The 12808-nt window shown below is 71.2% G+C and carries 14 protein-coding genes; 9 read left to right on the top strand and 5 right to left on the bottom strand.

Going from position 1 to position 12808, the window contains the following annotated elements; genetic code table 11:
* Nucleotides 1-17: 17 nt before the first annotated feature.
* From mshA to ACQPY0_RS04505, 4 genes are all read left to right on the top strand, one after another.
* The gene (gene mshA / locus ACQPY0_RS04490) at nt 18-1319 is read left to right on the top strand and encodes a D-inositol-3-phosphate glycosyltransferase (protein ID WP_432985074.1); all 1302 of its coding nucleotides are present in this window, start codon (nt 18-20) and stop codon (nt 1317-1319) included.
* A complete protein-coding gene (locus tag ACQPY0_RS04495) occupies nt 1316-1813 on the top strand; it encodes a YbjN domain-containing protein (RefSeq protein WP_432985077.1) in 498 nt (165 codons plus the stop codon). Before mshA ends, ACQPY0_RS04495 begins: the two co-directional genes overlap by 4 nt.
* A 15-nt stretch (nt 1814-1828) precedes the next feature.
* A complete protein-coding gene (locus ACQPY0_RS04500; protein ID WP_432985080.1) occupies nt 1829-3304 on the top strand; it encodes an ArnT family glycosyltransferase in 1476 nt (491 codons plus the stop codon).
* A gap of 335 nt (nt 3305-3639) precedes the next feature.
* Nucleotides 3640-4647 carry an alpha/beta hydrolase family protein gene (locus tag ACQPY0_RS04505; protein WP_432985082.1) on the top strand — a complete coding sequence of 336 codons (1008 nt, stop codon included), beginning with the start codon at nt 3640-3642 and terminating at the stop codon, nt 4645-4647.
* Between the two features lie 18 nt (nt 4648-4665).
* Here ACQPY0_RS04505 and ACQPY0_RS04510 read toward each other — a convergent pair whose 3' ends face one another.
* Both ACQPY0_RS04510 and ACQPY0_RS04515 read right to left on the bottom strand, forming a co-directional pair.
* Complete coding sequence (locus ACQPY0_RS04510; protein WP_432985085.1) at nt 4666-4995, bottom strand: STAS domain-containing protein; 330 nt, start codon at nt 4993-4995, stop codon at nt 4666-4668.
* Nucleotides 4996-5028: 33 nt separating this feature from the next.
* Nucleotides 5029-6258, bottom strand: a complete 1230-nt coding sequence (locus tag ACQPY0_RS04515) for an MFS transporter (RefSeq protein ID WP_432985088.1) — start codon at nt 6256-6258, stop codon at nt 5029-5031.
* Between the two features lie 294 nt (nt 6259-6552).
* On the opposite strand from ACQPY0_RS04515, the gene ACQPY0_RS04520 reads away from it, so the two are divergent.
* A complete protein-coding gene (locus tag ACQPY0_RS04520) occupies nt 6553-7305 on the top strand; it encodes a phosphoglyceromutase (protein ID WP_432985090.1) in 753 nt (250 codons plus the stop codon).
* A 52-nt stretch (nt 7306-7357) separates the two neighbouring features.
* Here ACQPY0_RS04520 and phoU read toward each other — a convergent pair whose 3' ends face one another.
* Nucleotides 7358-8014, bottom strand: coding sequence for a phosphate signaling complex protein PhoU (gene phoU, locus ACQPY0_RS04525; protein ID WP_432985093.1), 657 nt, complete (start codon nt 8012-8014; stop codon nt 7358-7360).
* Between the two features lie 194 nt (nt 8015-8208).
* On the opposite strand from phoU, the gene ACQPY0_RS04530 reads away from it, so the two are divergent.
* Nucleotides 8209-9267 (top strand): ATP-binding protein, encoded by a 1059-nt coding sequence (locus ACQPY0_RS04530; protein ID WP_432995001.1) that lies wholly within the window; start codon nt 8209-8211, stop codon nt 9265-9267.
* A 77-nt stretch (nt 9268-9344) separates the two neighbouring features.
* On the top strand, nt 9345-10028 hold the full coding sequence (locus tag ACQPY0_RS04535; RefSeq protein WP_345123903.1) for a response regulator transcription factor: 684 nt from the start codon (nt 9345-9347) through the stop codon (nt 10026-10028).
* Between the two features lie 5 nt (nt 10029-10033).
* Here ACQPY0_RS04535 and ACQPY0_RS04540 read toward each other — a convergent pair whose 3' ends face one another.
* Nucleotides 10034-10666 carry a PilZ domain-containing protein gene (locus tag ACQPY0_RS04540; protein ID WP_432985097.1) on the bottom strand — a complete coding sequence of 211 codons (633 nt, stop codon included), beginning with the start codon at nt 10664-10666 and terminating at the stop codon, nt 10034-10036.
* A 79-nt stretch (nt 10667-10745) separates the two neighbouring features.
* Here ACQPY0_RS04540 and ACQPY0_RS04545 point away from each other — a divergent pair, with 79 nt between their 5' ends.
* The gene (locus ACQPY0_RS04545) at nt 10746-10973 is read left to right on the top strand and encodes a hypothetical protein (protein ID WP_432985100.1); all 228 of its coding nucleotides are present in this window, start codon (nt 10746-10748) and stop codon (nt 10971-10973) included.
* On the opposite strand, the gene ACQPY0_RS04550 is transcribed toward ACQPY0_RS04545, so the two are convergent.
* Nucleotides 10944-11783 carry a hypothetical protein gene (locus ACQPY0_RS04550; RefSeq protein ID WP_432985103.1) on the bottom strand — a complete coding sequence of 280 codons (840 nt, stop codon included), beginning with the start codon at nt 11781-11783 and terminating at the stop codon, nt 10944-10946. The two genes, ACQPY0_RS04545 and ACQPY0_RS04550, sit on opposite strands and share 30 nt — an antisense overlap.
* 61 nt (nt 11784-11844) lie before the next feature.
* Here ACQPY0_RS04550 and ACQPY0_RS04555 point away from each other — a divergent pair, with 61 nt between their 5' ends.
* Nucleotides 11845-12774 (top strand): Ppx/GppA phosphatase family protein, encoded by a 930-nt coding sequence (locus ACQPY0_RS04555; RefSeq protein ID WP_432985106.1) that lies wholly within the window; start codon nt 11845-11847, stop codon nt 12772-12774.
* Nucleotides 12775-12808 lie beyond the last annotated feature (34 nt).

The raw sequence follows: 12808 nt of genomic DNA on the forward strand, positions 1-12808 counted from the left end.
ACAGACAGGAGCACGACGTGGCGCGGGTCGACTCGCTGCACGGCCATACCCCGCAGTCCCGCCGTACCCTCCCGCGGCGCGTCGCAACCCTCTCAGTACACACCTCGCCGCTCGACCAGCCGGGCACCGGCGACGCCGGCGGCATGAACGTGTACATCGTCGAGGTGGCCGAGCGGCTCGCGCGGGCGGGCGTCGAGGTCGAGATCTTCACCCGCGCCACGAACAGCGAGCTGCCGCCCGTGGTCGAGATGGCCCCCGGCGTGCTCGTCCGCCACGTCGTCGCCGGGCCGTTCGAGGGGCTGGCGAAGGAGGACCTGCCCGCCCAGCTGTGCGCGTTCACCGGCGGGGTGCTGCGCGCCGAGGCGGCCCGGCCCTACGGGTGGTACGACCTCGTGCACTCCCACTACTGGCTCTCCGGTCAGGTCGGCTGGCTCGCCAAGGACCGGTGGGGCGTGCCGCTGGTGCACACCGCGCACACGCTCGCCAAGGTCAAGAACCAGCTGCTGGCCGACGGGGACAAGCCCGAGCCGATGGCCCGCGTGATCGGCGAGGAGCAGGTCGTGGCCGCGGCCGAAGGCCTGGTCGCCAACACCCCGGCCGAGGCCGAGGACCTCATCGAGCTGTACCGCGCGGACCCTCGCAAGGTCACCGTGGTCCCGCCCGGCGTGGACCTCGACCGGTTCGCGCCGCGCCCGCACCGCAAGGTCGCCGCCCGCGAGCGCTTCGGCCTGCCCGCCGACGCCCGGATCGTCGCCTTCGCCGGGCGCATCCAGCCGCTCAAGGCCCCCGACGTCCTGCTGCGCGCCGCGGCGAAGCTGCACGCCCAGGACCCGAAGCTGCTCGTGGTGATCTGCGGCGGCCCCAGCGGCTCCGGGCTGGACCGGCCGACGGCGCTCATGGACCTCGCCCGGGGCCTCGGCATCGCCGACATCGTGCGGTTCCTGCCCCCGCAGCCGCGCGACGCGCTCGCCGAGCTGTTCCGCGCGGTGGACGTCGTCGCGGTGCCCAGCTACAACGAGTCGTTCGGGCTGGTCGCGCTCGAGGCGCAGGCGTGCGGCACACCGGTCGTCGCCGCGGCCGTCGGCGGCCTGGTGACCGCGGTCCGCGACGGCGTGTCCGGGGTGCTGGTCGACACGCACAACCCGGCCGACTGGGCGGCGGTGCTCGGCCCGCTGCTGGCCGAGCCGGCCCGGCGGGCCGCGCTGTCGCTGGGCGCGGTGCGGCACGCGCGCGAGTTCTCCTGGGCCCATACGGCCGGGGGCCTGCTGGCCGCGTATCGCGGCGCGCTGGAGTTCCACCGGGAGGCGGTGGCGGCATGACCGATAAATCCGGCATCTCGGATCTCATCGAGAAGGTCGCGGCCGAGCGCGAGATCGCGTGGGAGAAGACCGGGGAGCACTCGTACGTCGTGACCCTCCCCGGCACCCACAAGCAGAAGACGAACTGCAACCTGATCGTGGGCGAGCACGCGCTGCGCGTCGAGGCGTTCGTCATGCGCCACCCCGACGAGAACCGCGAGGCCCTCTGGGAGTGGCTGCTGCAGCGCAACTCCCGCATGTACGGCGTGGCCTTCAGCATCGACACGGCCGGCGACGTGTACCTCATGGGGAAGCTCCCGCTGCACGCCGTCACCGAGGAGGAGCTCGACCGGCTGCTGGGGGCGGTGCTGACGTACGCCGACGAGAGCTTCGACCCGATGCTGGAGATCGGCTTCGGCTCGGCGATCCGCCGCGAGTGGCAGTGGCGGGTCAAGCGCGGCGAGCCCCTGGACAACCTCCGGGCGTTCACGGACTTCGTGAATCGACCGGCTTAGCTACGATCTCGGGGTATGATCCCGAGACCTCCGGTGGCGTGGAAGCCCGTCGGCTCGATCGCCGGCGGGGCGGCGCTGGCGCTGCTGCTCACCATCGCGCGATACGACTACCACCGTGACGAGCTGTATTTCCGCATGGTCGGAGCGCACCCGAAATGGGGCTACGTCGACCAGCCCCCGTTCACTCCGCTCATGATCCGCGCGTGCGTCGAGCTGTTCGGGGACACCGTGTGGGCGATCCGGATTCCCGGGCTGCTCTTCATCGCGGGCGCGGCGATCCTGCTCGCGCTCGTGGCCCGCGAGATCGGCGGCGGCGCGCTCGCCCAGTCGCTGGCCGCGGCCGGGGTGCTGACCACGTTCCCGCTCACGGCCGGGCACATCACCATCACCGCCGCGCCGGACCTGGTCATGTGGTTGCTGGTGATCCTGTTCCTGATCCGCGCCCTGCTCCGCGATTCGCGACGGTCCTTCCTGTGGGCCGGCCTCTTCGCCGGCCTGGCGCTGTACAACAAGCACCTGGTGATCCTGCTCCTGCTGACCTTCGCGGCCGGGCTGCTGATCGCCGGGCCGCGCCGGGTGCTGCTGTCGCCGTGGCTTTGGGCCGGGGCCGGGATCGCCGTCGTGGTGGGACTGCCCAACCTGCTGTACCAGATCGCGAACGATTTTCCCCAGCTCTCGATGGCCGGCGCCCTCGCCGAGAACAAGGGCGACGACGCGCGCATCACGCTGCTGCCGCTGCAGCTGGCCTGGCTCGGCCCGTTCTTCGTCCCGGTGTGGGTCGCCGGGATCGTGACGCTGCTGCGCCGGCCCGAGCTGCGCCCGATCCGCGCGTTCGCGGTCGCGTACCCGCTCATGCTGGTGCTGCTGTTCGCGGTCGCCGGCCAGCCGTACTACAGCTTGGGCCTGCTCGCCGGGCTCTTCGCGATCGGTGCGGTGGCGGCGGAGCGCTGGGTCGCCGCGGGGGCCGCCCGCCGGTGGCTGCTCGGCGCGGCCGTGATCGTCAACTGCGGGGTGGCGATCGTCATGTCGCTGCCCGTGCTGCCGGTCGGCGTCATCGGCCGGACCCCGATCCCGGCGATCAACCAGGGCATCGCCGACGAGATCGGCTGGCACCGCTATGTGGCGCAGGTCAAGGGGGTGTACGACGCGCTGCCGCCCGAGGACCGCGGCCGTGCGGTGCTGCTCACGGGCAACTACGGCGAGGCGGGCTCGCTCGACCGCTACGGCAAGCCGCTCGGCCTGCCGGATGTCTACAGTGGACAGAACGAGCTCTGGTACCTCGGCCCGCCGCCCGAGTCCGCGACCGTCGTGATCTTCGTCTATCAGGGCAACCCGGACCGCCTGGGGGTGTTCGGCTCGTGCGAGCGGAAAGTTTCGCTCGACAATGGTTACGGCGTGGATAACGAGGAGCAAACGGCTCGGGTGTACGTCTGCCGGAATCCATTGGGCAGCTGGGCTGACCTCTGGCCGAGGTTCCAGCATTTCGATTGACTTCGATTATTTCGGTTGTGTGAGCGAGCCGACAGCCCGTTTACTTGTCGGTCGATTCCACGGCCGCGTACCGTCGTTGACGGATCCGGCGATTCCTGAAGTTGGGGAGCGACGGGGGTGTTCGGGCCGAAAGGCCCACTCGCGGTGACATGTCCGGGCGGGGCGTGTCACCGCCAACCGGCGGCAACGCGCGGCCTTCTGCGCCGCAGTAAGAGCGGGTGTCGTGGACTGGGGGTGCACGTCACCCGCTTGCCGCCGGTGCGGGTCTTCTTTCCGCCGCGAAACTTAAGGCGGGCGTAAAGACGGCCGGGGCTCGATGCCCGTAATTTCCTCGCATGCGCAGGCGTCTGTTGACGGCCGCTGTTCTGCTGGCCGCGCTCGGTGGAGTCGCGGGCTGTGGCGACAGGGCGGCCGACGTCTCCGCCGAGGCTTCCGGCGCCGCGTCACCCGCCGAGAGTTCCGCTGAAAGTTTCGCGGACGCCTCCGGAACGGACGCTCTGGCCGCCGCCGGTGGGGCGAGCCCGACCGCCGCGGCCCGGGCGACGACGACGGCTCCGGCCGCGAACTCGGGCAAGGCGCCGACGCAGACGTTCACGGTGGCCAGCACCACGTTCACGGTCACGCGCGCGGGCCGGACGCTGCGCACCGTGGTGTGGTATCCGAAGTCCGCCGGTCGCTTCCCGCTCGTCCTGTGGAGCCACGGCCTGCACGGCTCGCCCGAGGGGTACTCCGGCGTGACCCAGAAGATCGCGGCCGCCGGCTTCGTCGTCGCCGCGCCCGCCTACCCGTTCACCAACGACAAGGCGAACCCGTTCAACCAGAACGACATGGCCAACCAGCCCGCCGACGCCTCGGCCGTCATCACCGAGGTGCTCAAGCTCGACGCCCAGTCCGGCTCCCCGCTCGCCGGGCACCTCGACCCGGCCCACGTCGGCGCGGCCGGCCACTCGGCGGGCGGCTACACGACCGCGGGCCTGCTGTCGGGCTCCGGCCGCGACGGGCGGATCAAGGGCGCGGTGATCGTCGCGGGCGGCTCGATGGGCGGCAAGTTCTCGGGCGCGGCGACCCCGGTGCTGTTCATCCACGGCGATGCCGACGCGACGGTGCCGTACAGCAGCGGAAAATCGCTCTACGACAGCTGCGCGTGGCCGAAGGGCCTCCTGACCCTGCTCGGCGGCGACCACGGCGCGGCGCTGTGGGGCACGACCCCGGCCGCGGCGGCGGTGAGCAAATCGATGCTGGACCTGTTCCGCTACGGCCTCTACGGCGACACGGCGGCCCGCTCCCGCCTGCGCGCGGACGGCACGGCCAGCGGCGCCGCCAAGTACGACGGCACCCTGTGACGACATCTCCGGCGACGCTCAGTTGCGGGGGAGGGCGAAGACGTCCAGCAGGCCGGTGATCTCCAGCTGGGCGTAGGCGAGCGGGCGGGGGTTGCACAGCCGCAGCGTGCACCCGAACCCCGCCGCCAGCTTCCAGCAGCCGACCAGCGCCCCGATCCCCGCCGAGTCCAGCACCGTCACCGCGGCGAGGTCGAGGACCAGGGCGTCGGGGCGGAACACGGGCAACACCGCCTGGACCGCCTCGGTCACCTGCTCCCGCGTGGCCAGGTCCAGCTCGCCCGCGAGCCGGATGACGACGGTGTCCGATGCCTCGGGCTCCAGCGTCGCCGACAAGCCGTAGCCGTCCAACTGCCGCCTCCTGCCGTGGTGGGAGCGTCGCGACTACCCGGCCACGGGCACCGTAAACCTTTCGGCCTTGAGCTCGGTCGCCACCCGGCGTTCGCGGGCCGGCTGGATCAGCAGGTGTCCGGCCGCGGCGAGCAGGCCCAGCCCGCCGCACACGACCCAGTGCCAGTCGCCGAGGTACGAAAGGCTCACCCCGCCGGCCGCGGGCGCGATGAAGCCGGCGGCCGGGAAGGTGAGGTAGAACACGCTCTGGTAGCGGCCCCGCAGCGCCTCCGGGGACAGCTCGGCGATGACCGCGGCGTTCGGCGGGGCGGCGATCATCGAGCCGGCGGTCCAGATCGTCGCGGCGGCGAGGTAGCCCAGCACCCCGTCGGCGAGGGAGACGGCGGCGAAGCCCAGGCCGAGCAGGACGTTGGCGACGGCGAGCGCGGTGCCCTTGCGCCAGCGGCCGATGAGCCGGGGCACGAAGAGCTGGCCGACGACGATGAGCAGGGCGGCGTACGCCACCACGGAGCCGTACACCGACGGCCGCAGCCCGTCGCCGGTGATGGCCAGCGGCAGGATCGTCGACGTCTGCGTGCTGAGCACCGCCAGCAGCAGCGACAGCCCGACGAACAGCATGTAGGCGCGGTCGGTCAGCGCGGTGTGCAGCCCGCCCGGGGCCGTGGTCGCCACCGGATGACGGGCCGGGCGCGTCTCGTGCACCTTCCACAGGATCAGCAGGGCCGTGACCAGGGTGCCGCTCGCGTCCACGGCGAACAGCAGCGCGAAGCTCACCTCGGCGAGCGCCCCGGCGAGGACCGACGCGACCGCCATGCCCAGGTTGAACGCCCAGAACTGCAGGTTGAACGCGCGGCTGCGATCGCCGGCCGGGGTCACGTCGACGATGGCCGCCACGAACGCCGGGCCCGGCATCGAGTGCATGACGCCGAGCAGCGCGGCGAGCACGGCGATGAGCGGGATCGGCCGGGCGAAGATCAGGCCGCAGAGCACCACCACGGCGCCGAAGTGCGCGAGCAGCAGGGTCGGGCGGCGGCCCCACCGATCGGCCAGGACGCCTCCCAGCAGTACACCCGCGACGCCCCCGACGCCGTAGGCGCCCACCACCAGGCCCGCCACGGGGATGGTCAGGTGCCGGTCGGCGGTGAGGTAGAGGGAGAGGACCAGCGCGACGAAGCCGCCGATGCGATTGATCAGCATGCCGGTCCAGAGGTACCAGTAGAGCCCCGGGAGCCCGCCGATGGTGGACCGGTACCAGTTGCGCACGAGCGTCAGCTCCAGTTCTGTTAGGACCCCTTACAGTTGGATCTTAATCAGGCCTTCCTCGACCAGGGCGGCGAGGCCGGCGTCGAGGCGGCCGAGCCACGGCGCGGTGTTGCTCGGCAGCCGTCGTTTCCCCGTAATGACTGGCTGGGCCCGGCCTCCTTACACCCGGGACCGTGTGATGTCGAAGGGATTCGGTGCGGGAGGATGGGTTCATGAGCGGTCCGCAGCGAAGCGGAGGGGCCGCTCATCATCGGCACGGTCTGGCTCAGGCGGCCGTAGCGAAGCGGAGGACGAATGAGCGAAGTCGGGACACTGGTGCTCTTGCGGCACGGTGAGAGCGAGTGGAACGCCAAGAACCTGTTCACCGGCTGGGTCGACGTGGACCTCAGCGCCCAGGGAGAGGCCGAGGCCCGTCGGGGCGGCGAGCTGATCCGTGATTCCGGTCTCCTGCCGGATGTGGTGCACACGTCAGTGCTGCGCCGTGCCATCCGCACCAGCGAGATCGCCCTGCACACCGCCGACCGGCACTGGATCCCGGTCCAGCGCAGCTGGCGGCTCAACGAGCGGCACTACGGCGCCCTGCAGGGCAAGAACAAGAAGCAGACGCTGGAGGAGTTCGGCGAGGAGCAGTTCATGCTCTGGCGCCGCTCCTACGACACGCCCCCGCCGCCCATCGCCGACGACGACGAGTTCTCGCAGGCGGGCGACGCGCGCTACGCGGCGCTGCCGCCGGAGCTGCGGCCGAAGACGGAGTGCCTCAAGGACGTCGTGGCGCGGATGCTGCCGTACTGGTACGACCAGATCGTCCCCCAGCTGCTGGGCGGCAAGACGGTGCTGGTCGCGGCGCACGGCAACTCGCTGCGCGCGCTCGTCAAGCACCTCGACGGCATCTCCGACGAGGCGATCGCCAAGCTCAACATCCCGACGGGCATCCCGCTGCGCTACGACCTCGACGCCGAGCTCAAGCCGATCACGGCCGGCGGCACGTATCTGGACCCGGAGGCGGCCAAGGAAGCAGCCGCCGCGGTGGCCAACCAGGGCCGGTAGGTTTTCGCATGACATAAGGGGGCGGGCCGGCGGCCCGCCCCCTTTGTCGCGTCTACTCGCCGCGGGTGTCGAGCGTCTCGCCCGTGACGAGGAACACCACGTGGCGGCCGGCGTTGACGGCGTGGTCGGCGTAACGCTCGTAGAAGCGCCCGAGCAGCGCGGAGTCGACGGCGGCCTCGGTGCCCTCGGTCCAGCCCGGGCCGAACATGATCCCGAACAGGTCGGTGTGCAGCTTGTCCATCGCGTCGTCGTCGCGGTCGAGCTGGCCGGCGGCGACCACGTCGAGGTTGGAGATGGCGCTGGAGATCTTGCCGGCGATCCGGTCCGCGATCCGGCCCATCTGCTCGAACGTCGCCACCAGCGGCTCCGGCACGGCCCGCGCGGGGTGCCGGCGCAGCGCGGTCTTGGCCACATGGTCGGCGAGGTCGCCCATCCGCTCCAGGTCGGCGGCGAGGTGCAGGGCGGTCAGCACGACCCGCAGATCGGAGGCGACCGGGGCCTGGCGGGCGCACAGGTCGTACACCTTGTCCTCGACGAGCCGGTAGAGCGCGTTGACCTCGGCGTCGCGGGCGATGACCTCCTCGGCGTCGGTCTGGTCGGCGTTGAGCAGGGCGTTCGTCGCCCGGCTCATGGCCGAGCGGACGGCGTCAGCCATCCAGACCAGCAGCTTGTTGACCTGCAGAAGATCGGCACGATATTCGTCGCGCATATTGCTCCCATCGTTGTGTACGTCACCGTAGGGCCAGAAGCCGTCCGGTCCGATGAACACTGGCCGCCAGCAGGGTGAACACTGGACCACATGAGCCCGATTCGTGCCTCCGTGCGCGCTGGGCGCACTACGCGGTCTCCTACCATCGGATCGTGGATTGGAAGTTCCGGCAGTCGAAAACCGGGGGCCCGGCGATGACCGACGTCCTCGACGCGCTGCAGGTCGGGGTGCTCGTCCTCGATGAGGGCGACAAGCCCGTGCTCGCCAACGCGGCCGCACGGGAGATGGGCCTCGTCCGGCAGCGGACCGGCAGCGGGGGGGCGTCCACCGAGGAGGCGCACACGATCGTGCGCACGCTCGCCGGCCAGGTCCGGCGCACCGGCATCACCCGCGTCGTCGAGCTCGACCTGCCCCGCCTCACCCACGGTGAGCCGCTCGGGGTCAACGTCCGCGCGGTCGCGCTGGACGAGGGCCGGGTCGCGATCGAGGCGGCCGACGTCACCGAGGCGCACCGGGTCGCCCGCGTCCGGCGCGACTTCGTCGCCAACGTGAGTCACGAGCTCAAGACCCCCGTCGGGGCGCTGCAGCTGCTCGCCGAGGCGCTGCTGGACGCGACCGACAAGGACCCCGCCGCCGCGATCCGGTTCGCCGAGCGGATCAAGCACGAGTCGTCGCGGCTCGGCCGGCTCGTCTCGGAGCTGCTGGAACTCTCCCGGCTGCAGGGCGCGGAGCCGCTGCCCGAGCCGGAGCCGGTCGACGTCGACAAGATCACCGCCGAGGTGCTCGACCGGGCCAAGACCCCGGCCTCGGCGAAGGAGATCGAGCTGCGCTTCCGGGGTGCGCGGGGGCTGACCGTCTACGGCAACGAGAACCAGCTCGTCACCGCCGTGATCAACCTCGTGGAGAACGCGATCGCGTACTCGCCCGAGCAGACGACGGTCACCGTGACCACCAGCGAGGACAACGGCTACGTCGAGATCGCCGTGGCCGACCAGGGCATCGGCATCGAGCCCCGCGACATCGACCGGATCTTCGAGCGGTTCTACCGCGCCGATCGGGCGCGCTCCCGGGCCACCGGCGGCACCGGGCTGGGTCTCGCGATCGTCAAGCACATCTCGACCAACCACGGGGGCCGGGTCACGGTGACCAGCACTGTCGGAGTTGGCTCGACGTTCACGTTGCGGCTGCCTTCGCGTCCGACGGAGGCCGCGTTGACGCTACCGTCGTCAGTTGAGATCGGAGGGGCCCCATGATCGTTACGCAACAGCAACCTCCAACCCGCGGTTCGCAGCGCAGCGCGGTCCCCCGGCAGCTACGAAAGGACAGCACGTTGGCGCGCGTACTCGTGGTCGAGGACGAAGAGTCGATCTCGGACCCGTTGTCGTACATGCTCCGTCGCGAGGGCTTCGAGGTCTCCATCGCGGCGACCGGCACCGAGGCTCTCACCGAGTTCGACCGCACGGGCGCGGACATCGTCCTGCTCGACCTGATGCTTCCCGAGATGTCGGGCACCGAGGTGTGCCGGCAGATGCGGCAGAAGTCCAACGTCCCGATCATCATGATCACGGCGCGGGACAGCGAGATCGACAAGGTGGTCGGCCTGGAGATCGGGGCCGACGACTACGTCACCAAGCCCTACTCGCCCCGCGAGCTGGTCGCCCGCATCCGCGCGGTGCTGCGCCGCCAGGTCGACGCGGTCGGCGAGCTCGCCCCGCCGACGCTCTCGGCCGGCCCGGTCCGCATGGATGTCGACCGGCACGTGGTGACGGTCGCCGGCGATGCCGTACAGCTGCCGCTCAAGGAGTTCGAGCTGCTCGAACTGCTGCTGCGCAACGCGGGCCGGGTGCTCACCCGCGGCCAGCTGATCGACCGCGTCTGGGGCGCGGACTACGTCGGCGACACCAAGACCCTCGACGTGCACGTCAAGCGGCTGCGTTCGAAGATCGAGCCCGAGCCGTCGGCGCCGCGCTACATCGTCACGGTCCGCGGCCTCGGCTACAAGTTCGAGCCGTAAGCCGCTCATCCGGCATTCGCCACCGATTCGCGGTTGCGCCTGCGCTCCTCCATCTCGCGGCGCAGGACGTAACCGCGGATCGCGCGGCCGACGAGCTCGCTGGTCTCATACGTGATGATCACGTCGTAGGTGGCGGTGTCGGGATCCCGGCGGACGAACAGGACGCTGCCGCTCATCGTGAGCGTCTCGTGCTCCAGGAACACCTTCACGTCGACCCGGTCGTCGCGCTCGAAGCGGTCCTCCGGCATCCGGCAGCGCACGCCGCCCTCGGAAAGATCGATGACCCGGCCCTCGTACGTCGAGCCGCCGCGCGTCACCTCGACCGCCTCGCCGCCCCCGCCCCGCACGTAGTTGCGCCGCGTCTGCAGGCGGATCGAGCCGACCGCCTCCAGCGACCAGCGCGGCGGCTGCTCCCGGCTGAGATTCACGAGCCGCACGTCCACGGCCTGCCGCCGGTCGCCCGCCACCCACGCCAGCTCCATGGACGCGCCGACTTCGGGCATCTCGGCCTGATGCAGGCCGAACGGGGCGGCCACGGTCAGGTGTTTGCCGCTGGTGTCCTCGACGCGGGACTGATAGGCCTCGCCGTCCATCAGCACCACGTCGACCAGCGCGTTGATCGCGGGCAGGGTCGTCACGCAGGCACCTTCGGCTCACCCGGGCAAGACTTGAGGACTGTGCCGCACAACATCCCGAACTGCCGTAGCGTCTTGCCCGGTGCGCAGCTTCAACACCGGCCCGGCCGGCATGCTCATGCTGATCGTCGGCCTGCTGCTGGCGGTGAGCTCGGCATACACGGCATTCGCCCGCAACGGCTGGCCGCGCCTGCTGCCCAGCATCCTGATCGGCCTGTCGCTGATGGCGGTGGGCTACTCCCTCGTGGCGCGCGCCCGCCGCTCCCGGTCCAGCTCCGGCTCAGACGGGTCGAATGGGGATGAGCTTTAGGGCCCGCGCGCTCGTGGTGGCCGGGTGCTCGGCGATCAGCCCCTGCTCGGCCCGGGCCGCGCACAACTCGGCCAGGCGCGCGTAGGCCGGCTTGCCGATCAGTGCCGTCAGCTCCGGCTCGTACTCCTGGTAGAGCCGCTTCGCCCCCACGTGCGCCTCCGGTGACGAGGTGCACCACCAGTGCAGGTCGTGGCCGCCCTCGCCCCAGCCCCGCCGGTCGAACTCGCCCAGCGTGGACACGAGCACCTTGGTGCCGTCGGGGCGCTTGCGCCAGTCCTGGTCGCGGCGGACCGGCAGCTGCCAGCAGACGTCGGGCTTGTACTCCAGAGGGTGTACCCCATCGCGCAGCGCCTGCCCGTGCAGCGCGCACCCACCGCCGCCCGGGAAGTCCGGGTCGTTCTGGAACACGCACCCGCCGCCGGGGCGGGTGGCGGTGCGCAGGGCTTTGCTCTCGCCGTCGATCGTGTCGGCTTCCGTGTATCGCTTGAAGCCCCGGCGGTAATACTGCCAGTGCTCGGGCTTGAGCTTCTTCGCCGCGGCGCGCACGCGCTGCTGATCGTCGTCGTCGGTGAAGAAGGCGCCGTGCGAGCAGCAGCCCTCGTCGGCGCGGCCCTCGATGATGCCGTGGCAGCCGTTGCCGTAGACACACGTCCAGTTGGACAGCAGCCACGTCAGGTCGGCGCGGATCAGGTGGTCCTCGTCGGCCGGGTCGGGGAACTCGAGCCACTCGCGCGGATAGTCGAGATCGACCTCGAGACTGCGCGGGTCGTCCTCGACGTCCTCGAGGTCTACCTCGACGTGGATGTCCATTCGACGAAGCGTACGCCGTTCTGTGGACGTGTTCGAAACTCCACGCCTATACGGTTTGACCATGCGACTTGGCGTGCTCGACGTGGGTTCCAACACCGTCCACCTCCTGCTGGTCGACGCCCACCACGGCGCGCACCCGTGGCCGGCCCACTCCCAGAAGGCCGAGCTGCGCCTGGCCGAGCGCATCAGCAAGGACGGCCAGCTCAGCAAGGCCGGCGCCGACAGCCTCGTCGCCGCCGTCGCCCAGGCCCGCGACGCGGCCGACCGGCTGGCGACCGACGACCTGCTCGCCTTCGCCACCTCCGCGGTCCGCGACGCGAAGAACTCCGCCCGCGTGCTCCAGCGCGTCCGCGAGGAGACCGGCGTCGACCTGCAGGTCCTCTCCGGCGAGGCCGAGGCGATCATGACCTTCCTGGCCGTGCGCCGCTGGTTCGGCTGGTCGGCCGGGCGCCTGCTGATCATGGACATCGGCGGCGGGTCGCTCGAGCTCGCCGCGGGGATCGACGAGGAGCCGGACGTGGCGCTCTCGGTGCCGCTCGGCGTCGGGCGCCTGACCCGCGAGCGACTGCACGGCGACCCGCCGACCGTGACGTCGGTGGAGGCGCTGTGCGAATACGCCGAGGCGGAGGTCGGCCGGGCCGCCACGCGCCTGGTCGCCTCCGGATGGGACCGCCCGGTCGCCACCTCGAAGACGTTCCGCACCCTGGCCCGCCTGGCCGGGGCCGCCCCGTCCAGCGCCGGCCCCCGCGTGCCCCGGCGCCTGACCCGCGTCGGCCTGCACCAGGTCCTGTCCTTCATCCGGCGCATGCCCAGCTCGGCCCTGGCCGAGATTGACGGCGTCAGCCCCGGCCGCGCGCACCAGATCCTGGCCGGCGCTGTGGTGGCCGAGGTGACGATGCGCACGCTGGGCATCGACGAGGTCGAGATCTGCCCCTGGGCCCTGCGTGAAGGGGTGATTCTTCGCCGTTTGGAAGTGTTGGAGTCCAGTTGATCGACAGGAGACGCTACCTGACTCGGGCTAGCCT

This window comes from Dactylosporangium sp. CA-233914, from assembly GCF_050942935.1.
Classification (GTDB): domain Bacteria; phylum Actinomycetota; class Actinomycetes; order Mycobacteriales; family Micromonosporaceae; genus Dactylosporangium.

Excerpts from the sequence above, each read along its gene's own strand:
- ACQPY0_RS04495 (WP_432985077.1), top strand. The coding sequence starts at position 1,316 with ATGACCGATAAATCCGGCATCTCGGATCTCATCGAGAAGGTCGCGGCC.
- ACQPY0_RS04500 (WP_432985080.1), top strand. The coding sequence starts at position 1,829 with ATGATCCCGAGACCTCCGGTGGCGTGGAAGCCCGTCGGCTCGATCGCC.
- ACQPY0_RS04505 (WP_432985082.1), top strand. The coding sequence starts at position 3,640 with ATGCGCAGGCGTCTGTTGACGGCCGCTGTTCTGCTGGCCGCGCTCGGT.
- ACQPY0_RS04520 (WP_432985090.1), top strand. The coding sequence starts at position 6,553 with ATGAGCGAAGTCGGGACACTGGTGCTCTTGCGGCACGGTGAGAGCGAG.
- phoU (WP_432985093.1), bottom strand. The coding sequence starts at position 8,014 with ATGCGCGACGAATATCGTGCCGATCTTCTGCAGGTCAACAAGCTGCTG.
- ACQPY0_RS04530 (WP_432995001.1), top strand. The coding sequence starts at position 8,209 with ATGACCGACGTCCTCGACGCGCTGCAGGTCGGGGTGCTCGTCCTCGAT.
- ACQPY0_RS04550 (WP_432985103.1), bottom strand. The coding sequence starts at position 11,783 with ATGGACATCCACGTCGAGGTAGACCTCGAGGACGTCGAGGACGACCCG.
- ACQPY0_RS04555 (WP_432985106.1), top strand. The coding sequence starts at position 11,845 with ATGCGACTTGGCGTGCTCGACGTGGGTTCCAACACCGTCCACCTCCTG.